This is a genomic window from Alphaproteobacteria bacterium (assembly GCA_017308135.1).
Classification (GTDB): Bacteria; Pseudomonadota; Alphaproteobacteria; order CACIAM-22H2; family CACIAM-22H2; genus Tagaea.
The window spans coordinates 255,512-275,978 of the sequence record JAFKFM010000009.1; the positions used below are offsets into that span (position 1 = coordinate 255,512).

Sequence of the window (20,467 nt, forward strand, 5' to 3'; positions counted from 1 at the left end):
CCCTAATGCTTGGCCGGTTCGGGCGGCGAAAGCAACTCGGGCTTCGCGATCTCGCGCACGGCGGTATCGAGGGGCTTCAATTCCTCGAATTTCGCATCCTCGGGGCCCGCCCCCAGCTCGTTGAGCTTGCGCGCCGCCGGGAACACACGGCTTTCGAGCGAGCCGACCGATTTGTTATAGGCGTCGACCGCGCGCTTGAGGCCCGAGCCCACATCGGCGACGTGGCCCGCCATATCGCTCATGCGCTTGAACAACTCGCGCCCTTGGTCGGAGATCGCGCGCGCATTCTCGGCGAGCTTCTCCTGCCGCCAGCCGCGCTCGACCGTCCAGAGCAGCGAGATCAGCGTCGTCGGCGTGGCGATCAACACGCGATCATTGGCCGCGTCGTCGAGCAAAGCGGGATCGGCCTGCACCGCCGCCGAGAAGAAGGATTCGCCCGGCACGAACATCACGACGAACTCGGGCGCGTCGGGGAATTGCTCCCAATACGACTTGGCCGATAGGCGCTTGAAGTGGTCGCGCACTTGGCGCGCGTGATCGGCCATGAATTTGGCACGAACGGTTTCGTCGGCCGCTTCGACCGCCGCGAGGAACGCCGCCGTCGGCGCCTTGGCGTCGACCACCACGACGCGGCCCGCGGGCATGCGCACGATCATGTCGGGGCGCAGGCGTCCGCCCTCACCCACACTCTCCTGCTCGGCGAAGTCGACATAATCCGACATGCCGGCGAGCGTGACCGTGTTGTGCAGCGTGCGTTCGCCCCAGCGGCCCTTCACATGCGGCGTCTTCAACGCTTGGACGAGCGCGCGCGTCTCGCGGCCCAATTCGCCGATCTGCTGGTTGAACAACCCGTCCTTTTCGGCGCGCGCCTTGTCCATCGCCTCGACGCGCTTGTCGAAGTTCTGCAGCGTTTCGCGCAAGGGCTGAACCAGACCGACGATCGCCTTCTCGCGCGCTTCTTGCTCGGCCTTCGCGCGCTCGCGATCGGCGTCGAGCGCGTCCTTGGCGATCGCCTTGAAATGCTCGGAAAGCTGTTCGCGCGCGACCTGGAACGCCTTGCGCTCGGATTCGAGTTCGGCTTCGAGCTTCGCCTTGGCGCGCCCGACTTCGATCGCGTCGCCCTGCACGCGGGCGAGATCGGCTTCGATCTGGGGCACGCGCTTGGCGAGTTCCTCGAACCGCAACGCGGCGTCGAGCCGTTCGCGTGTGCCGCGCAATTCGGCTTCGGCCCGTTCGGCGCGGGCGAGAGCTTCCCCGCCGCGCGCGCGCAGGGCGAAGAAAACGACGATGGCGCCAAGCGCCAGCCCGGCGGCGAAATAGAGAATATCCATAGGTTGGAGTGTAGCCCGATTCGGGGCTACACGGCGCGGCGCGCGCGCAAGGCCGCGACCAGCGTTCCGTCGTCGAGATAATCGAGCTCGCCGCCCACCGGGACACCGTGGGCGAGGCGCGTGATTTCCGCACCCGACGAACTCAAACGGTCGGCGACGTAATGCGCCGTCGTCTGGCCTTCGACCGTGGCGTTGAGCGCCAGCACCACTTCGCGCACGCGCCCGCCCGCGCAACGTTCGACCAGCGTGGCGAGGTTCAAATCCTGCGGCCCGCGCCCATCCAGCGCCGAGAGCGTGCCGCCGAGCACGTGATAGACGCCCTTGAACCCGGCCGTGCGTTCGATCGCCCAGAGATCGGCGACGTCCTCGACCACGCAGACCAATTGCCGGTCGCGCTTGTCGTCGGCACAGACCGAGCACGGATCGCGCGTGTCGAGATTGCCGCAGGTTTGGCAGGTCTTGATCGCCTCGGCGGCGGCGCTGAGCGCGTCGATCAGCGGCAGCAGCGTCGCTTCTTTCTTCTTTAGAAGCTGCAACGCCGCGCGGCGCGCCGAGCGCGGGCCCAAACCCGGCAGCTTCGACAGCAACCGGACCAGCGTGTCGATCTCGGGCCCGTTCATGCGCGGCTCAGAAGGGCAGCTTCATGCCCGGCGGCAACGACAGCCCGCCCGTGACTTCGCGCATCTGATCGGCGGCGGCGGCGTCGGCCTTGCCCTTGGCGTCGGCCATGGCGGCGACGATCAGATCCTCCAGCACTTCGACGTCGGCGGGGACGAGCAACGCCGGATCGATCTTCACCCGGCGCACATCGCCCTTGGCGGTCGTGGTCACTTCGACCATGCCGCCGCCCGCCCGGCCCTGCACTTCCAAGCTGCCGAGCTTTTCCTGCATCTCGGCCATCTTCGACTGCATCTGCTGGGCCTGCTTCATCAGGGCGCCGAGATTCTTCATGCGAACGGATCCTCGTCGAGTTCGTAGTTGTCCGGGATCATATAGGCTTCCTCGCCCTCGGGCGCATCGCCCGGATCGCCGGCTTCCACCGGGGCGGCGACGAAACCGGGCGCCGCGTCGTCCGCACCGCGCACGGATTCGACGTAAGCGCCGGGAAACGCCGCGAGCACGGCGGCGACCAGCGGGTCTTCCGTCGCCGCTTGTTTCTTGGCGTCGCGCGCTTGCGCGGCGCGCGTGGCCAGCGTGGGCTCGCCCTGCGCTTGGCCGTCGAACGACACGAGCCAAACGCGGCCGGTCCATTCCTGCAATTTCGCGGCGACTTGCGGCGCGAAATTCTTGTCGACCGACGGGATCGGCATCAATACGAGCTTGCCCGGCTCGAACGTCACGACACGCGCCGAGTTGTAGAGCACGCCGTAAAGCCGGCCTTCGCGCTTGTCTTGGAAAAGCTGCGCCAACTCGGCGAAGGTCGCGAGTTCGGTCGCCGCACTGGGCGCGGCGCGCGCCATCGTCACCGGCGCGGGATTGCTGGCGACCAAGGCGGCCGCGGCCATCGCGCGTGCCCCGCCCCCGCCCCCGCCGCCATTCGGGCGGCCGGCGGGCGCGTCGCCCGCTTTGGTCAGGCGATCGACGAGATCGGCGGGCGACGGCAAGTTGGCGGCGTAGCACAGCCGCACGATCAGCATTTCCAGCGCCGCGAAAGGCTGCGGCGCGTTCTGCACTTCGCCCACACCCTTCAGCAGCACCTGCCACGACCGCGCGAGCACCGGCACGGTCAGCGATTTCGCCATGGCGAGGCCGCGCACGCGCTCGGTTTCCGGCAGGCCCGATTCATTGGCAAGATCGGGCGCCACTTTGAACCGCGTCAGCGTGTGCGAGATTTCGAGCAAATCCTGCACGACGACCAGCGGCTCGGCCCCGCGCGCGTAGAGATCGGCGACGCGCACGAGGGCGGCGGACGCATCGCCCTTCATGATTTCTTCGAACAGGTCGAAGCCTTGCGCGCGATCGGCGAGGCCCAGCAGATTGCGCACCTGTTCTTCGGTCACCTCGCCGTCGGCCGACGCCAACGCACGGTCAAGCAGCGACAGGCCGTCGCGCGCCGAACCATCCGCCGCGCGGGCAAGCAGCGCCGCCGCCCCTTGCGCGACCGCGCGGTTTTCCTTCGCGGCGACGTTGGTGAGGTGCTTGGCGAGCGTGGCCTGATCGAAGCGGCGCAGATCGAAACGCTGGCAGCGCGACAGCACCGTGACCGGCACTTTGCGGATTTCGGTCGTCGCGAAAATGAACTTTGCGTGGGCGGGCGGCTCCTCCAGCGTTTTGAGGAGCGCGTTCCACGCCTGGTTCGAAAGCATGTGGACTTCGTCCACGATGTAGATCTTGTAGCGCGCCGAAACGGGGCGATAGCGCACCGCCTCGATCAACTCGCGCACGTTGCCGACACCGTTATTCGACGCGGCGTCGATCTCGATCACGTCGAGATGCTTGTCCTCCGCGATCGCCACGCAATGCTCGCACACGCCGCAGGGATCGATCGTCGGGCCGCCCTTGCCGTCCGGGCCGATGCAGTTCAGCGCGCGCGCCACGATGCGCGCCGTCGTGGTCTTGCCCACGCCGCGCACGCCGGTCAGCACGAACGCATGATGGATGCGGCCCGTTTCGATCGCGTTGGCGAGGGTACGCACCAGCGCTTCCTGCCCGACCAAGTCGGACAGGCGCGTCGGCCGGTATTTCCGGGCCAGCACCTGATATTGGGCGGTCTCGGATTCGGCCATCGTCACGCGCGGCTGGAGAAAAAGGGTGGGAGGCTGGACGTCGACCCGGGTGGAGACTCGTTACGGCTGCTTCCTTCCGGACCTGACCGGGTTGGCGAGGCACTCGTCCGCCGCCAACCTCCCGGGGGTTATATAGCGGGTTGGAACGCCGGTTGCCAGACTCCCTTGTTCCCGGCTTAAGGCCTTGATTTCACGTCAAGCGGGCGGCTGGCGGCGACTCGAACACCGCGCTAGTGTCGGCCTATGGAACGCCCGAATTTCTACGCTTCGCTCCCGCTCGACCGGAAATCCGAACTGCGCCGCGACGACGCGTTCGTGATTTCGCGCCTGGAACATCGCGAGGCGCGGTTCGTGCCGGTGTGGCGCACACGCAATCTGGTGCGCGAAGGCCAGGCCCCGCAAGCCGTGTGGCTCACCCGCACGCGCATCGAACAGATTTCGGTCTCGGCACCGGTCTATTTGGGCGATTGGGGCGACGTGCCTTATTTCGCCGCCGATATCAGCCATCTCGAGGAGACCGAGCTGACGATCCACGCGCCGGAAGGCGCCTTCGTCGATCTGCGCGGTGTCGGCGCGATGATGAACCGCGACGAAGGCGGCTTGCTCGCCTATGCGCGCGGCCTCGCCTGGTGGCACGCGCGCAATCGTTTTTGCGGCGTGTGCGGTGCGCCCAATCGCGCGGAAGCGGGCGGGCATGTTCTGCGCTGCACGAACCCGAATTGCGCGACCGAGCATTTCCCGCGCACCGATCCCGCCGTGATCATGCTGATCGTCAGCGGCGACAAATGCCTGCTGGGCCGCAACCGGCGCTTTCCGCTGCCGATGTATTCGACCCTCGCGGGCTTCGTCGAGCCGGGCGAAAGCCTCGAAGATTGCGTGCGCCGCGAGACGTTCGAGGAAGCAGGTATTCGCGTGGGCGATGTCGAATATCGCTCCTCGCAGCCTTGGCCGTTCCCGTCGTCGATCATGCTCGGCTTCTGGGGCGAAGCGCTGAACGAAGACATTGTGCGCGACGACGAGGAATTGATGGACGCGCGCTGGGTCACGCGCGAATTCCTGCGCCAAGACCACGACCCCGACCAGTTCCGCCTGCCGCGCGCCGATTCGATCGCGCGCCGCTTGATCGAAGAATGGATCGCGACGGGCTGACATGGCGCTGGATCGCAACGGCTACGCGCTGACGACGAACCGCGAGGCGACCGAGGCCTATAACGCTGGTCTCGATAAGCTGCTGTCGGCCAATGCGGGCGCCGCCGCCGATTTCGAACGCGCCATCGCGACCGATCCCGATTACGCGCCCGCTTATGCCGCCTTGGCGCGTTGCCACCAAGTATACGGCGATCGCGCGCGCGCCAAAGCCGCCATCGCCGCCGCGCGCGAGAAGGCGCCGAAATTTTCCGGTCGCGAGGCCGGGCTGGTCGCGTGTTTGGGCTTCGTGCTCGACGGCAAAGGGGCCGAGGCCCTCGCCGCCATCCAAGCGCATATGCGGGAATTCCCGCGCGACGCGCTGGCGCTGTCGCCGGTTTGCGGCGTGTTCGGCATTTACGGCTTCTCGGGCCGGACGGGCCGCGACAAGGATTTGCGCGACTATCTCGACACGCTGGAAGCGGGCTTCGGCGACGATTGGTGGTTCCTCGTCCAGCACGGTTTCGCGCGGATTGAAACCGGCGATGTCGCGCGCGGGGCCGCGAAGGTCGATCGCGCGATGGAATTATTCCCGCGCGAGGCGAATGGTGCCCATATCCGTGCGCATGCGCATTACGAGTTGGGCGAAGCCCGCGCGGGCTACGCCGCGCTGGCCGAGTGGATGAAGCCCTATCCGCGCGACGCGCTGATGTATTGCCATCTCGATTGGCATCGCGCGTTGTGGGCGCTCGATCTGGGCAAGGCCGACGACGCGTGGGCGATCTATCGCAGCTCTGTGGCGCCCGGCGCGCTTTGGGGCCCGTCGCTGAACGTGGCGACCGATGCGGCATCGTTCCTGTTACGCGCGGAATTCGCGGGATCGCCCCGCGACACGGGCGAATGGAAACGCGTCGCCGATTACACCCGCGCCGAGTTTCCGCGCGCGGGCATCGCCTTCGTCGATGTGCACACATTGCTCGCCGCAAGTATGGCGGGCGACGACGACGCGTTCATCGAACGCAAATCGGGCTTGCGCGGCCCCGCCGTCGATATGGTCGCTGGCTTGGGCGAAGCCTTCCGCGCCTATGCGAAGGGCGAATACGCAAGCGCGGCCGCATCCCTCGCCCCGCTGCTGCCCACGCATGAACGCATCGGCGGCAGCCGCGCCCAGCGCGACCTATTGGAGGTGCTTTACCTTCAGGCGCTGCGCCATGCCGGACGTGCCGCCGACGCCGCGGCTTACGCGAAAACGCGGCGGCGCTAACCGCGCCCGCGATAGGGCGCCACGCCCGTGTCGGGCAGCCAAAGCCCTTTCGGCGGCAAGCCGGTCTGCCAGAACACGTCGATCGGCATGCCGCCGCGCGGATACCAATAGCCGCCGATGCGCAGATATTTCGGCGACAGCAGCTTCACCAGCGTCTTGCCGATATCGACGGTGCAGGCTTCGTGGAACGCGCCGTGATTGCGGAAGCTTTGCAGGAACAGCTTGAGCGCCTTCGATTCCACCAGGAATTTGCGCGGCACGTAGTCGATCACGATATGCGCGAAATCGGGCTGGCCGGTGATCGGGCACAGCGACGTGAATTCGGGCGCGGTGAAGCGCACGAGATAATCCGTGCCCGGATGCGGATTGGGCACGCGCTCGAGCTTCGCCAGCGACGGGTCGGCGGGGATCGCCGTTTCGTTGCCGAGCTGCGTGAGCCCCGCATAGATCGATTTCGCTTTAGGCATCTTCTTTCGTCTCCAAACCGATCCGCGCTTCGAACATTTTGCGCCACGCGTCGAAACGGTTTTCGACGATGGCGCCGCGGATGTCGCGCATCAGATCCTGATAGTAATGCAGATTGTGCCAGGTGAGCAGCATCGGCCCGAGGATTTCGCCCGCCCGGATCAAATGGTGGATATAGGCGCGGCCGTAATTGCGGCAAGCGGGACAGCCGCAGGCCGCATCGATGGGCCGCGTATCCTCGGCGAATTTCGCGTTGCGTAGATTCATCGGGCCGTCGCAGGTGAAGGCCTGCCCCGTGCGGCCTGACCGCGTGGGCAGCACGCAATCGAACATGTCCACGCCGAGGCCGACGGCCGCGACGATATCCTGCGGCTTGCCCACGCCCATCATGTAGCGCGGTTTGTCGGCCGGCATGAAGGGCTCGACCGCCGCCAGCGTTTCCTCGCGGTCCTTCTTGGGCTCGCCCACCGCCAGCCCGCCGATCGCGTAGCCGTGGAAACCGATCTCGGCGAGCGCTTTCGCGCTTTCCTCGCGCAGATCGGCATAGGTCGAGCCCTGCACGATGCCGAAAATCGCGTAGCCCGGCCGCTCGACGAAGGCGTCGCGGCTGCGCTGGGCCCAGCGCATCGACAGGCGCATCGACTTCGCCGCATCTTCATGCGTCGCGGGCCAGTCGGTGCATTCGTCGAACGCCATGGTGATATCGGAATCCAGCTTGTGCTGGATCTGGATCGAGCGTTCGGGTGTGAGCTCGTGCGTCGAACCGTCGAGATGCGATTGGAACACGACGCCGTGCTCGTCCATCTTCTTGCGCAGACCCTTCAGCGAGAAAACCTGATAGCCGCCGGAATCGGTCAGGATCGGCTTCGACCAGTTCATGAACGGATGCAACCCGCCCAGTTTCTCGACGCGATCGGCGCCGGGGCGCAGCATCAGATGATAGGTGTTGCACAGCAGGATTTCCGCCCCCGTCGCGGCGACGCTGTCGGGAAGCATCGCCTTGACCGTCGCGGCCGTGCCCACCGGCATGAAGGCCGGCGTTTCGATCGTGCCGCGCGACGTGGTCACGCGCCCGCGCCGGGCACGGCCATCCTTGGCCAGAAGCTGGTATCCGAACTTCACGAATTCCTCTCGATCAGCGACGCATCGCCGTAGCTGAAGAAGCGATACCCCGATGCGACCGCATGCGCATAGGCCGATTTCATCCGGTCCGTGCCCGCGAAGGCGCAAACCAGCATGAACAACGTCGATTTCGGCAAATGGAAATTGGTGAACAACGCATCGGCCACGCGGAATTGGAAGCCCGGCAGGCAGAAAAGCCGCGTTTCCCCCGCCCAGGGCCGAACCTCGCCATGGATCGACGCGACGGTTTCGAGCACGCGCAGCGCCGTCGTGCCCAGCGCCACGACGCGGCGCCCTTCGGCCTTCGCCGCGCGGATGCGGGCGGCGGTCGCATCGCTCACCTCGCCCCATTCGGCGTGCATCTTGTGGTCTTCGACGTTCTCGACCTTTACCGGCAGGAACGTGCCCGCCCCGATATGCAGCGTGACCGAGGCGCGCTCGATCCCCGCCGCGTCGAGTGCTGCGAGCAAGTCGGGCGTGAAATGCAAACCGGCGGTCGAGGCGGCAACCGCGCCGTCCTTGGCCGCGAATACGGTTTGATAGTTGCGCTCGTCGTCGGCGTCCGGCGTCGCGCGCTTGATATAGGGCGGCAGCGGCATCGCGCCGTATTTCTCCAGTGCGGCCATCAGCGCAGGACCCGCGACCGAGAAGCGCAGCAGCACATCCTCGTCCTTCGCCTCGACGATCGCCGAAACGCCGGGCGCATAGTCGATCCGGTCGCCGATCTTCAGGCGCTTCGATCCCTTGGCGAAAGCGCGCCACAGATCGGGGCCTTCCATTTTGTGCAGCGTCGTCTCGACGCGCGCGGCGCCGCGCGATCCCGTCAAGCGCGCCTTCAGCACGCGCGTATCGTTGAAGATCAGCAGATCGCCCGTACGCAATAGCGCGGGCAAATCCCGGATCGTGCGATCGGCGAGCGTGGCGCCGACATGCAGCAGGCGCGCGGAATCGCGCGGGATCGCGGGGGTTTGCGCGATCCTGTCCGGCGGCAGGTCGAAATCGAAGTCGCTGAGCTTCAAACCAGATCCCATTCGGTCCTGACGGCGGCGTCGGTTTCGCAAGAACCGAGGCGCCGCGCAAGGGCCGAATGTTTCGCGGGATCGAGGCGTTTGAGCGCCCAGGCCGCCATCGCGCGGACCAGCGGCGACGGGTCTTCCGCCAATCGCTCGGCGGCCGGGACCAGCGACGCGGATCGAGAGTTCCCGATGGCGATCAGCACGTTGCGCACGAAGCGGTCGCGGCCCACGCGCTTGATCGGCGAGCCGGCGAATTTCGTGCGGAACGCGGGATCGTCCAGCGCCGCCAGCTCGGCCAAGGCGGGCGCTTCGAGGTCGGCCCGCGATTTGAATTCGGCGTGGCGCGTGGCGGCGGCGAATTTGTTCCACGGGCACACGGAAAGGCAATCGTCGCAGCCATAGATGCGATTGCCCATCGCCGCGCGGAACTCCTCGGCGATGTGGCCCTTATGCTCGATCGTCAGATACGAGATGCAACGCCGCGCATCCAACCGATAGGGCGCCGGAAACGCGTTGGTCGGGCAGATATCCAGGCAGCGCGAACAGCCGCCGCAATGATCGGTCTCGGCCGCGTCGGTCTCGAGTTCGAGCGTCGTCAGCACCGTGCCGAGGAACAGCCACGAGCCGAAGCCGCGCGAGACGAGATTGGTGTGCTTGCCCTGCCAACCCAATCCCGCCGCTTGCGCCAAAGGCTTTTCGAGCAGCGGGGCCGTATCGACGAAAACCCGCGCGTCGCCGCCTTGGGTTTCCACGAGCCAGCGGCCCAGCGCCTTCAAACGGCGCTTGATCAGATCGTGATAATCCTTGTTGCGGGCGTAGACGGAGATCGTACCCGTTTCGGCGCGGCCCAGATCGTCGAGCGGATCGTGGTCGGGCCCGTAATTGGCGCCGAGCACGATGGCCGAGCGTGCCGGTTCCCACATCGCCGTCGGGTCGGCGCGGCGCGTGGCCGTCTCCGCCATCCAGCCCATATCGCCGTGATGGCCCGCTTCCAAAAACCGTCGCAAGCCCTCGCGCGCTTGTTCGCTGGACGCCGCCCGCGCGAACCCGACCGCCTCGAACCCGAGTTCGAGCGCCTTGGCGCGGATTTGGGCCGTCGGTTTATCCTGCGATTCCATATCGGTATAAGGCGGCGGGGGATGCGTTCCGCCCGATTCTTGCATATTCTGGGGCGGTATTGACCCCCTTCTTGGGAGCCTTGTTTGACCGACCCGATCCGTTTCCTGCTCGGCCGCAAACCCGTGGAAGTGTCCGGCGTGGCGCCGACCACGACCGTGCTGGAATGGCTGCGCGGAGATGGCGGGCGTTGCGGCACCAAGGAAGGCTGCGCCGAAGGCGATTGCGGCGCCTGCACCGTGGTGCTGGTCGAACGCGGCACGGATGGCGCGCTTCAATCGCGCTCGGTCAATTCCTGCATTCAGTTTCTGCCTACGCTCGACGGCAAGCAGTTGCTGACCGTCGAGGATTTGAAGGCGGCGGACGGCGCGCTCCACCCCGTGCAGGCGGCGATGATCGAAACGCATGGCGCGCAATGCGGCTTCTGCACGCCCGGCTTCGTGATGACGCTTTATCATTTGCATCGCACCTATCAGGGCCCGCTGCCGCCGAGCCGTGAAACGCTCGACCGCGCCTTGGGCGGCAATCTGTGCCGCTGCACGGGCTATCGTCCGATCCTGGAAGCGGGCGTGAGAATGTTCGACACCGCCCCCGTCGCCGATCCGCGCGATGCGAATGTCGCCAATCTGCTCGCCGCATTCAAACACGATCACGGCTTCGTCTATGAAGCCGGCGGGCGGAGATTCTTCGCGCCCCGCAATCTCGCCGAGCTCGCCCTTGTGATGGCGGCGAACCCGGATGCGCGGCTTCTGTCCGGCGGCACCGATCTAGGCTTGGAAGTCACCAAGGCGCAGCGCGATTTTCCGGTGCTCGTGTCGCTCAACGAAATCGCCGAGTCGAAGCGTATTGCGCGCACGACCACGCATCTTGAACTGGGCGCTGGCTTGACGTGGACGCAAGCGATGGCGCCGTTGGTAACGACGTTCCCGGCACTCGACGAGTTGCTGGCCCGTTTCGCGGGGCCCCCGGTGCGCAATGCGGGCACGATCGGCGGCAATATCGCCAACGCCTCGCCCATCGGCGATTCGCCGCCGATGTTCTTGGCGCTCGATGCCGAAATCGAATTGTTCGGACCGCAGGGCAAACGGACTTTGCCGCTGGGCGATTTCTTCCTCGATTATCGCAAGACCGCGTTGGCGCCGGGCGAGATCGTCGCCGGCCTGCGCGTCCCTTTGCCGAGCGCGGCGACGAAGCTCGCGGCCTATAAGGTGTCGAAGCGTTTCGACGACGATATCTCGGCCGTGTGCGGCGTGTTCGCGCTCGATCTCGACGGCGATGTCGTGAAGGCCGCGCGGCTTGCCTATGGCGGCATGGCGGCGATCCCCAAACGCGCCGCGAAGGCCGAAGCCGCGTTGATCGGAAAGAAATGGACCCTCGAAACCGCCACCGCGGCGGGTGCGGCGATCGCGCAGGATTTCGCCCCGCTCAGCGATATGCGCGCTTCGGCCGACTATCGCGCCAAGGTCGCGGCGAATTTGATCGCGCGGTTCTGGCACGAAACCGCCGGCACGGCCGCGACGCGGGTGGTGCGCTATGGCTGAGCGTTACGCCCCCGCGATCGCCGAACCGACCTTCGACCCGATCGGTAAATCGGCGAAGCATGACAGTGCCAAGCTGCACGTGTCGGGCGAAGCCGTCTATGTCGACGACGTGCCGATGCCCAAAGGCGGGCTCGAAACCTATTGCCTGCTGTCGCCCAAAGCCCACGCGAAGATCGTGTCGATCGATCTGGGCGACGTGCTGAATTCGCCGGGCGTGCATGCGGCAATCTGCTGGAAGGACATTCCCGGCCGCAACGATGTCGGCCCGATCTTCCCGAACGAGCCAATCTTGGCTAACGGCGTGGTCGAATATATCGGCCAGCCCGTCGTCGCCATCGCGGCCGAGAACGTGAAGCTCGCGCGCGCGGCGGCGAAAAAGGCGAAGATCGTTTACGTGGATTTGCCCGCGATCTTGACCATCGACGACGCGATGGCGCAGAAAGCCTATGTCGCCCCGCCCTACAAAATGGGGCGCGGCGATGTGGCCGAAGCGCTCGCCAAAGCGCCGCATCGCCTGAAGGGCGAATTCGCCAACGGCGCCCAGGACCATTTCTATCTCGAAGGCCATATCGCGCTCGCCTATCCGCTCGAAGACGGGCAGATGCGCGTGCTCTCGTCGTCGCAGCACCCGTCGGAGGTGCAGAAGATGGTCGCGGGTTGTTTGAACCTGTCCGCAAACCAAGTGAGCGTCGAAATGCGCCGCATGGGCGGTGGCTTCGGCGGCAAGGAAACCCAGCCCGCGATCTTCGCCTGCATCGCATCGCTGTTGGCGCGGCGCACCGGTCACGCGGTCAAGTATCGCGTCGACCGCGACGACGATTTCATGATCTCGGGCAAACGCCACGATTTCCGCGTGCGCTACGAGGTGGGCTTCGACGACGCCGGCAATCTGTTGGCGCTGGATATCGAATACGCGGCGCGCGCGGGCCATGTCGCGGATCTGTCGACGTCGATCGTCGACCGCGCGCTGTTCCACACGACCAACACCTATTTCATCCCGGCCGTGCGCGCGACCGGCTATCCGTGCAAGACGCATACGCAATCCAACACGGCGTTTCGCGGCTTCGGCGGTCCGCAAGGCATTCTCGCGGCCGAACACATCATCGACCGCGTGGCGCGCCATCGCGGCCTCGATCCGCTGGCGGTGCGGCGGCGGAATTTCTACGGCCCTGCGCCGCGCGCGCAGACGCATTTCGGCCAAACGGTCGAGGATTTCGTCGCCGACAAGATCGTCGCCGATCTAGCGAAGGACGTGGATTACGATGCACGCCGCAAAGCAATCGACGCGTTCAACGCCGCGAACCCGATCCTGAAAAAGGGCATGGCGCTGTGCGCCATCCAGTTCGGCATTTCCTTCACCGCGATCCAATTCAACCAGGCCGGCGCCTTGGTGCATGTCTATAACGACGGCTCGATTTCGCTGAACCATGGCGGCACCGAAATGGGCCAGGGTCTCCACGTCAAGATCGCGCAGATCGTCGCCCATGAATTCGGCGTGGCGCTGGAACGCGTGCGCATCACCGCGACCGATACCGGCAAAGTGCCGAACACCTCGGCCACCGCCGCGTCGGCGGGCTCCGACCTCAACGGCCAAGCGGCCAAGCGCGCGGCGGCCGAGATCAAGCAGCGCCTCGCGCAATTCGTCGCCGGGCTCTACGGCGTGTCGGAAGCCGACGTGACCTTCGCCAACGGCATGGTCAGCGCCGCGGGCAAGTCGATGAAGTTCGAGGAAGCCGTGTGGCGCGCCTATAACACGCGCGTGTCGCTGTCGGCGACCGGCTTCTACGCCACGCCCAAGATCCATTGGGACCGCGCCAAGGCGTGGGGTCGCCCGTTCTTCTATTTCGCCTACGGCGCCGCCTATTGCGAGGCGACGATCGACACGTTGACCGGCGAATACAAGATCGATCGTGCGGAAATTCTGCACGACACCGGCCGGCCGCTGAACCCGGCGGTCGATCTGGGCCAGGTCGAAGGCGGCTTCATCCAAGGCATGGGCTGGGTGACGAGCGAGGAGATCTGGTTCGACAAGACCGGCCGCCTGCGCACCCATGCGCCCTCGACCTATAAAATTCCGATCGCGCGCGATATGCCGACGCAGTTCCGCGCGCGTTTGTGGGCGCCGGCCGAAAACGTCGAGGAAACCGTCCATAAATCCAAGGCCGTCGGCGAGCCGCCGCTCACGCTTGCCGCCGCCCCGTTCCTGGCGTTGCAGGATGCGTGTGCGGCCGCCGTCCCCGGCCGCTATCCGCTGCTGGTCGCCCCGGCGACACCCGAGCGCGTGTTGACCGCGATCGATGCGGCGAAGGCGGGCGCATGACCGGCGAATTCCTGCCGCTGCCGTCCGAAGATTGGCTGGGCGCGTTGACGCGCCACCGCCAAGCGGGCACGGCTTGCGCGCTGGTGACCGTGCTGAGTGTCGAAGGCTCGTCCCCACGCGAAGCGGGCACGAAGATGCTCGTCGATGGCCAAGGCGCCGTCGGCTCGATCGGTGGCGGTCATCTGGAGATGAAAGCGATCGAGATCGCGCGCGATCTGATCGAGAAGCGCGCGAGCGCCCCGCATGTCGAACGTTTCGCGCTCGGGCCGAAGCTCGGCCAATGTTGCGGCGGTGCCGTCACATTGTCGATCGAGCCATTCGCCGCGCGCGAATTCCAGGTCTGGATCTTCGGGGCGGGCCATGTCGGCAAGGCGTTGGTCCATCATTTGGCGGGACTACCCTGGCGGGTGACGCTGGTCGACGGGCGGCCCGAGCAGTTCCCCGCCTTGCTGCCCGCAAACGCGGCGCGCCGCGTCGAAGAATTCGCCGAAGACGCCACGAAGGACATGCCGCCGGGCGCCGCCGCATTGGTCATGACGCATAGCCACGATCTCGACCTCGCGATCGTGGAACGGCTGCTCAAGCGCGGCGATTTGAGGTTCGTGGGCTTGATCGGGTCGGCCAGCAAGCGCGCAAGGTTCGAAGCGCGGCTCGCAGCGAAGGGCATCGACACGTCGTCCCTCGTCTGCCCGATCGGCGACGCAGGAATCGCGGACAAACATCCGCACGCGATCGCGATCGCGGCGGCGGCGCAGTTGCTGCGCGTGCGCCAGACGGCGAAGGTCGAAAAAACTCTGGCTTAGGCCGCGACGCGGATTTTGCCGCGCGCCGCCTTGGCGTCGCGCACCGGCGGCAGGCCGAACATCCGCCCGTATTCGCGCGTGAATTGATGCACGCTTTCATAGCCGACGGCGAAGGCCGCGTTGCCGGCGTTCGCACCTTCGGCCTGCATCAGGCGCCGCGCCTCGATCAGCCGCAAGCGCTTCTGGAATTGCAGCGGCGACAGCGACGTGACCGCGCGGAAATGCTGGTGGAACGACGAAGCGCTCATGCCCGCGACGGATGCGAGATCGTCGACGCGCAACGGCTTGGCGAAGTCGCGGCGCAAAACGGCAACCGCGCGCGCCACGCGCGCCGCCTGCCCGTCCGGCCAGCCCAGACGGCGGATCGCCGGTCCCAGTTTTCCGGCCAGCAGCCAGTAATGGAACTCGCGCAGCAACGCGCCGTGCAGCATCGGCACCGCTTGCGGGCGATCCAGCAGCCGCAACAAGCGCAACGCCGCGTCGGCGGTTTCGCGATCGGTCGAATCGATACGCAACGGTGCCATCGCATCGGGTTTGCCGCCGCCCATTTGGGTGACCAGATCGGCGATCAAGGCCGCGTCGAGTTCGACGACCAGCGAATAATAGGGCGCCGCCCGGCTCGCGCGGGTGATCTGGCTGACCGTCGGCACGTCGGCCGTGATCAGCAGCGTGTCGCCCGCCGAGAAATCGAAATCGCGATCGCCCATCGTCACGCGCTTGGCGCCCTGGACGACCAGACACACGAGCGGACGCGGGATCGCGTGGACGAGGCCGCTTGGCGCCGTCGCGCGCACGGTCGTCAGGCCGGGGATCGGCGTCGGGCTGACGCCGTCGACCCCGGCATGGGCTTCGGCATGGAAACGGACGGCATCGCGCAATTCGTTCATGGCGCGAAGATACGCCAATTCGGAGGATTAGGCAAAGATCGCCGGGGATCCGGCAACAAGGATTTCCGGTTCGGGACGATCTTCCCATCACCGGACGACGCAATTTCGTCCCGAACCTCGAAAGGAAAATCCCATGTCCAAGATCACCCTCATCACAGGTGCAAGCCGCGGCTTGGGCCGCAACGCCGCCATCAGCGTCGCCCGCGCGGGCGGCGACGTGATCATCACCTATCTGCGCAACGAAACCGAAGCGCGCAAAGTCGTGGCCGAGATCGAAGCCCTGGGCCGCAAGGCGGCGGCGATCCAGCTCGACGCCGGAAATATTGCCGCTTTCGGCACGTTTGCGGCGCGGTTGGAAACGACCTTGCGCGACAAATGGGGCCGCGACCGCTTCGACCATCTGGTCAACAACGCGGGCCACGGCGACTACGCGCTGATCGGCACCATGACCGAGGCGCAGTTCGACGGCCTGGTGAACGTCCATTTCAAGGGCGTGTTCTTTCTGACCCAGACGCTGCTGCCGCTGCTCGCCGATGGCGGGCGGATCGTCAACCTGTCGTCGGGTCTGACGCGCCAATCCTTCCCCGGCTACGGCGTCTACGCCGCCGCGAAGGGTGCCGTGGAAGTGCTGACGGTCTATATGGCCAAGGAATTGGGCAAGCGCGGAATCGCGGTCAACACCGTGGCGCCCGGTGCCATCGAAACCGATTTCGGCGGCGGGGCGGTGCGCGACAATCCGGAGATCAACAAGATCTTCGCCGACATGACGGCGTTGGGCCGTGCGGGCGTGCCCGACGATATCGGGCCGATGATCGCAAGCCTGTTGTCGGACGCCAATCGCTGGGTCAACGCGCAGCGGATCGAGGTCTCGGGCGGCCAGGCGATCTAAAAAGAAAAAGCCGGGCGGGATTTGTCTCCCCGCCCGGCTTTATCGCGTCGTCGGTTCAGATCGCCGCGATCACGGCGATTTCGACCCAATATTGCGGCCCGGCGAGGCTCGCCTGCACGGTCGCGCGCGCGGGCGTGTTCCCGGCGCTGACCCAGCCGTCCCACACCGAGTTCATGTCGGCGAAGTGGCGGATATCCGGCAGCCAAATCGTCGCCGACAGCAGCTTGGTCTTGTCGGTGCCGGCGGCGGCGAGCAATTCGTCGATCTGCGCCAGGACCTGCTGGGTCTGCTTCTTCACGTCGGGCACGGGATCGGCGGCCACTTGGCCCGCGACATAGACGGTCGAGCCATGGACGACGGCCTGGCTCATACGCGGGCCCGGCTTGATGCGCTGGATGGTCATTCTTGGTTCTCCCAAACGGATTAGGGCCGCGACCTTCGCAAGTCGCGGCCCCGAAATCCAGCCTTTTGGAAGAAGGGACTTAGGTACCTTCCTGGCCGCGCGTCGCCCAGCCGGTGAAGTGCTGTTCGAGCGCCACGGTGACGCCGTACATGATGACGCCCATCACCGCGATGACCATCAGCCCGGCGAAGACCAGCGGCACGTCGAAGCGCGACGACGCGGCGATCATCAGGTAGCCGATGCCTTCGTTCGACGCGACCGTTTCGGCGACGACGGAGCCCACGAAAGCGAGCGTGATCGCGACCTTCAGCGAGGCGAAGAAATAGGGCAGCGAACGCGGGATACCGACCTTCCACAGAATTTGAAGTTTGCGCGCGCCCAAGGAGCGCATCACGTCGCGCATTTCGGGTTCGATCGTCGCAAGCCCCGTCGCGACGTTCACCGCGATCGGCAGAAAGGCGATCATGAACGCGGTCAGCACGGCGGGCACGGCGCCGATACCGAACCAAATCACCAGCACGGGCACGACCGCGACCTTCGGGATCGAGTTGAAGCCGATCAACACCGGATAGAGACCGGCATAGATCACGCGCGACGCGCCGATGGCCAGGCCCAGGAACAAGCCGACGACGACGGCCAGCGCGAAACCGCCCATCGTGGTGGCGAGGGTGAAGGCCGCATTGCTCCAGATCGGGCCCCAGCGCAGGATCAGCGTCGACCAGATCACCGACGGGCGCGGCAGGATGAAGGGCGGAATATTGAAGGCGACGCACGCCATTTCCCAGAACAGGAACAGCCCGACCACCGTGGCGATCGGCGTGACGTAGACGATCATTTTGTCGCGATTCATGAGGATCCGGACCTGCCTGGGTTGGTATCGTTACCCCTGGTCTTGCAACCGTCATTCCAGGAACTGAATACAATCAACCCATTGATTTTATTGAGGGTGAATATGCTTATGCCCATTTTTTGGGCTGTTTGCCCGGCGACGCCCAAGACTCTTGGAGGCGGCCGCCAAACGGGCTAGCAAGGCGTTATGAGCCCGAGTTTGATCGCGATTCTTCTGGCCGGCCTTGCCGGTTATGCCGGTGCCGAAGCGATGGCGCGCTATCGCGTGCTGGTCGACACGCCAAACGCGCGCTCGTCGCACAAGTTGCCCACGCCGCGCGGCGGCGGCATCGGGCTGGTGATCGGCGCCCTCGCCGGCGGGGCGATTGTCGTCGCCCCCACGCCGGAAACGATCGGGCTGGCGATCGGGGCGACGATCGCGGCGATCGCGGGCCTTGCCGATGATCGGCGCGCCCAAGGGCCCATCGTCAAATTCGGCGCGCAGTTTTTGGCGGCCTTCATCGCGATGGGATCGGGGCTCGTGTTCGATCGCGTCTCCTTGCCGGTGTTCGGCGTCGTCGAACTCGGCCTCGCGGGTACGGCGATCACGCTGCTGTGGTTCGTGGGCCTGACGAACGCCTACAACTTTATGGACGGACTCGACGGTCTGGCCGGGGCGACCGGCACCGTCGCGGCAATCTTCCTGGGCCTCGTCGCGTTGATGATGGGCTTGGACGGCACGGCGAAGCTCGCCTTCGTCTTGGCGGCCGCGTGTTTCGGCTTCCTGATCGTCAACAAGCCGCCCGCGCGCGTGTTCATGGGCGATGTCGGCTCGCAATTCCTGGGCTTCGCGTTCGCAGGCCTGGGCGTGCTGGCCGCGCGCGACGATTCCAGCGGCCTCGCCTTCTGGCTGGTGCCGCTGCTGCTGCTGCATTTCCTGTTCGATACGATCTTCACCGCCGCGCGCCGTGCGCTGGCGGGCGAGAACGTGCTCGAAGCGCATCGCACGCATCTCTATCAGCGCTTGAACCAAGCCGGGTTCGCGCATGGCCGCGTGGCGGTGTTCCTCGCGGCCATGGCGGCGATCCAGGGCAATGCGGCGCTGTGGCTCGGCCAAGCGCCGTGGCCCGCGTTGCTCGCCCCGTTCCTGCTGCAACTCGTCTACGCGCGCTGGGTACTCGCCCGATCAGGCGTGTGACGGCGCGAAGCCGATCGGGCGCATCTTCTCGACCTTCGCGGCCAAGGCGAGCATCTGTTCCTCGCGATGGCGGCGGGTGACGATCTGCAAACCGACCGGCAAGCGATTGGCGTCGAGACCGGCGGGCACCGAGATCGCGGGCAAGCCCGCCATCGTGACCAGGAACGTCGCCGCGACCCAATCGATATAGGTCGTCATCTTCTTGCCCGCGATAACTTCCGGGTAATTCTGTTCGACCGGGAACGGCGCCACCGGCGAGCACGGGCAGCACACCGCGTCGTATTTGGCGAACACCTTCGTCCATTCGTCGACGAGCTTCGAGCGCGTGACTTCGCCTTGCGCCACGTCCTTGGGCCCTTGCGCCAGACCGCGACGGATATTGCCCGCGAGATTGGGGCCGAACTTGTCGACCAAGCCGATGCGATCGAGATGCGCCGTCACCATCAATTGCCCGCGCAATTGCAGGAACGCCTCGCGCGCGAAGGAAAGATCGAGGTCGATCTCTTCGACCTTCGCCCCCCACGTGCCGATCTGATACGTCGCCGCGCGGCAAATCTCGTCGATCTCCGGCTCCACGCCGATCTTGGCGAAGTCGGAGATATAGGCGATGCGCAAACCTTCGACGCTTTTCGCCGGCGCGCCGGCGAAGTCGCGCCCGACGATCGGGAAGGTGCGCGGATCGCGCGGATCTTCGCCCGCCAAGGCTTGCAGCATCAGCGCCGTGTCGCCCACGTCACGCGCCATCGGGCCCGTGACCGGCAGCATGTCGAAATAGCGCGTGGTGGGATAGGACGGCACGAGCCCCGGCGTGGGGCGCAAGCCGACGACGCCGCAGAACGACGCGGGCGTGCGCAACGAACCGCCGAGATCCGAGCCGTCGGCCAGCGCGATCATGCGCGCGGCCAATGCCGCCGCCCCGCCGCCGGTCGAACCCGAAGCGCTTTTGGAAAGATCCCACGGGTTGCGCGTGGCGCCGAACACGTCGTTGAACGTGTTCGCCCCGGCGGCGTATTCGGGCGTGTTGGTCTTGCCGATGACGACGGCCCCCGCCGCCTTCACGCGCAGCACGGTGGCGGCGTCTTCCTCGGGCACGAAATCGGCCTTGGTCGGCGAACCCCAAGTCGTGCGGATGCCGGCGGTCGGGTGCACGTCCTTGATGCCGACGGGCACGCCCGCGAGCAAACCCGGGTCCTCGCCATTGGCGACCTTGGTGTCGATCTCCGCCGCCCAGAAGCGCGCCTTCTCCTCCGCCACGGTGCAGACCGCGTTGACCTTCGGGTTCTCGGCCGCGATCTGGGCCAGATGCGCTTCGAGCACTTGGGTCGCGGTGAGCTGCTTGCTGCGCACGCGATCGGCGATATCGCGAGCGGGAAGGCGGACGATCCAGGATTCGGTCATGTTGGGCTTTCTGGCTTGAAGCGGGCGACATGCTC

Annotated in this window: 18 protein-coding genes and 1 other RNA gene; 7 read left to right on the top strand and 12 right to left on the bottom strand. The window is 66.1% G+C overall.

From position 1 onward, the window contains the following. Positions 1 to 2: 2 nt before the first annotated feature. From rmuC to ffs, 5 genes are all read right to left on the bottom strand, one after another. Positions 3 to 1,331, bottom strand: a complete 1,329-nt coding sequence (gene rmuC / locus J0H39_14480; GenBank protein ID MBN9497959.1) for a DNA recombination protein RmuC — start codon at positions 1,329 to 1,331, stop codon at positions 3 to 5. A gap of 26 nt (positions 1,332 to 1,357) precedes the next feature. Further along, positions 1,358 to 1,951: a recombination protein RecR gene (gene recR / locus J0H39_14485; GenBank protein MBN9497960.1), complete on the bottom strand. Its 594-nt coding sequence runs from the start codon at positions 1,949 to 1,951 to the stop codon at positions 1,358 to 1,360. A gap of 7 nt (positions 1,952 to 1,958) precedes the next feature. Beyond that, a complete protein-coding gene (locus J0H39_14490; protein MBN9497961.1) occupies positions 1,959 to 2,282 on the bottom strand; it encodes a YbaB/EbfC family nucleoid-associated protein in 324 nt (107 codons plus the stop codon). Beyond that, entirely contained in the window at positions 2,279 to 4,057 is a 1,779-nt protein-coding gene (locus J0H39_14495) for a DNA polymerase III subunit gamma/tau (GenBank protein MBN9497962.1), read from the bottom strand. Before J0H39_14495 ends, J0H39_14490 begins: the two co-directional genes overlap by 4 nt. Before the next feature lie 24 nt (positions 4,058 to 4,081). Then, positions 4,082 to 4,180, bottom strand: an RNA gene (ffs, locus tag J0H39_14500) — signal recognition particle sRNA small type. Positions 4,181 to 4,300: 120 nt separating this feature from the next. Here ffs and nudC point away from each other — a divergent pair. Then, positions 4,301 to 5,206, top strand: a complete 906-nt coding sequence (gene nudC / locus J0H39_14505) for an NAD(+) diphosphatase (GenBank protein ID MBN9497963.1) — start codon at positions 4,301 to 4,303, stop codon at positions 5,204 to 5,206. 1 nt (position 5,207) lies between these two features. Next, positions 5,208 to 6,446, top strand: a complete 1,239-nt coding sequence (locus tag J0H39_14510; protein MBN9497964.1) for a tetratricopeptide repeat protein — start codon at positions 5,208 to 5,210, stop codon at positions 6,444 to 6,446. Here J0H39_14510 and queF read toward each other — a convergent pair. The 3 genes from queF to queG all read right to left on the bottom strand — a co-directional run bounded on the left by queF (position 6,443) and on the right by queG (position 10,167). After that, a complete protein-coding gene (queF, locus tag J0H39_14515; GenBank protein ID MBN9497965.1) occupies positions 6,443 to 6,913 on the bottom strand; it encodes an NADPH-dependent 7-cyano-7-deazaguanine reductase QueF in 471 nt (156 codons plus the stop codon). The two genes, J0H39_14510 and queF, sit on opposite strands and share 4 nt — an antisense overlap. Continuing rightward, positions 6,906 to 8,384: a tRNA guanosine(34) transglycosylase Tgt gene (gene tgt, locus J0H39_14520; GenBank protein MBN9497966.1), complete on the bottom strand. Its 1,479-nt coding sequence runs from the start codon at positions 8,382 to 8,384 to the stop codon at positions 6,906 to 6,908. The genes queF and tgt overlap by 8 nt, the downstream gene beginning before the upstream one ends. A 664-nt stretch (positions 8,385 to 9,048) precedes the next feature. Beyond that, positions 9,049 to 10,167 carry a tRNA epoxyqueuosine(34) reductase QueG gene (queG, locus tag J0H39_14525; GenBank protein MBN9497967.1) on the bottom strand — a complete coding sequence of 373 codons (1,119 nt, stop codon included), beginning with the start codon at positions 10,165 to 10,167 and terminating at the stop codon, positions 9,049 to 9,051. Positions 10,168 to 10,251: 84 nt separating this feature from the next. On the opposite strand from queG, the gene xdhA reads away from it, so the two are divergent. From xdhA to xdhC, 3 genes are read left to right on the top strand one after another with little or no spacing between them, the layout of a single operon-like run. Continuing rightward, positions 10,252 to 11,706, top strand: coding sequence for a xanthine dehydrogenase small subunit (xdhA, locus tag J0H39_14530; GenBank protein MBN9497968.1), 1,455 nt, complete (start codon positions 10,252 to 10,254; stop codon positions 11,704 to 11,706). Next, positions 11,699 to 14,026 (top strand): xanthine dehydrogenase molybdopterin binding subunit, encoded by a 2,328-nt coding sequence (gene xdhB, locus J0H39_14535; protein MBN9497969.1) that lies wholly within the window; start codon positions 11,699 to 11,701, stop codon positions 14,024 to 14,026. The genes xdhA and xdhB overlap by 8 nt, the downstream gene beginning before the upstream one ends. After that, on the top strand, positions 14,023 to 14,829 hold the full coding sequence (xdhC, locus tag J0H39_14540; GenBank protein ID MBN9497970.1) for a xanthine dehydrogenase accessory protein XdhC: 807 nt from the start codon (positions 14,023 to 14,025) through the stop codon (positions 14,827 to 14,829). Before xdhB ends, xdhC begins: the two co-directional genes overlap by 4 nt. Here xdhC and J0H39_14545 read toward each other — a convergent pair. Continuing rightward, the gene (locus tag J0H39_14545; GenBank protein MBN9497971.1) at positions 14,826 to 15,716 is read right to left on the bottom strand and encodes an AraC family transcriptional regulator; all 891 of its coding nucleotides are present in this window, start codon (positions 15,714 to 15,716) and stop codon (positions 14,826 to 14,828) included. The two genes, xdhC and J0H39_14545, sit on opposite strands and share 4 nt — an antisense overlap. A 133-nt stretch (positions 15,717 to 15,849) precedes the next feature. Between J0H39_14545 and J0H39_14550 the strand changes: the two genes are divergently transcribed. Beyond that, entirely contained in the window at positions 15,850 to 16,605 is a 756-nt protein-coding gene (locus J0H39_14550) for an SDR family oxidoreductase (protein MBN9497972.1), read from the top strand. Positions 16,606 to 16,660: 55 nt separating this feature from the next. Here J0H39_14550 and J0H39_14555 read toward each other — a convergent pair whose 3' ends face one another. Then, complete coding sequence (locus J0H39_14555) at positions 16,661 to 17,008, bottom strand: RidA family protein (GenBank protein MBN9497973.1); 348 nt, start codon at positions 17,006 to 17,008, stop codon at positions 16,661 to 16,663. Positions 17,009 to 17,087: 79 nt separating this feature from the next. Next, positions 17,088 to 17,858, bottom strand: coding sequence for an ABC transporter permease (locus J0H39_14560; protein MBN9497974.1), 771 nt, complete (start codon positions 17,856 to 17,858; stop codon positions 17,088 to 17,090). Positions 17,859 to 18,044: 186 nt separating this feature from the next. Here J0H39_14560 and J0H39_14565 point away from each other — a divergent pair, with 186 nt between their 5' ends. Further along, entirely contained in the window at positions 18,045 to 19,034 is a 990-nt protein-coding gene (locus J0H39_14565) for a glycosyltransferase family 4 protein (GenBank protein MBN9497975.1), read from the top strand. Here J0H39_14565 and J0H39_14570 read toward each other — a convergent pair. Beyond that, positions 19,023 to 20,432 carry an amidase gene (locus J0H39_14570; protein ID MBN9497976.1) on the bottom strand — a complete coding sequence of 470 codons (1,410 nt, stop codon included), beginning with the start codon at positions 20,430 to 20,432 and terminating at the stop codon, positions 19,023 to 19,025. The two genes, J0H39_14565 and J0H39_14570, sit on opposite strands and share 12 nt — an antisense overlap. Positions 20,433 to 20,467: the final 35 nt, after the last annotated feature.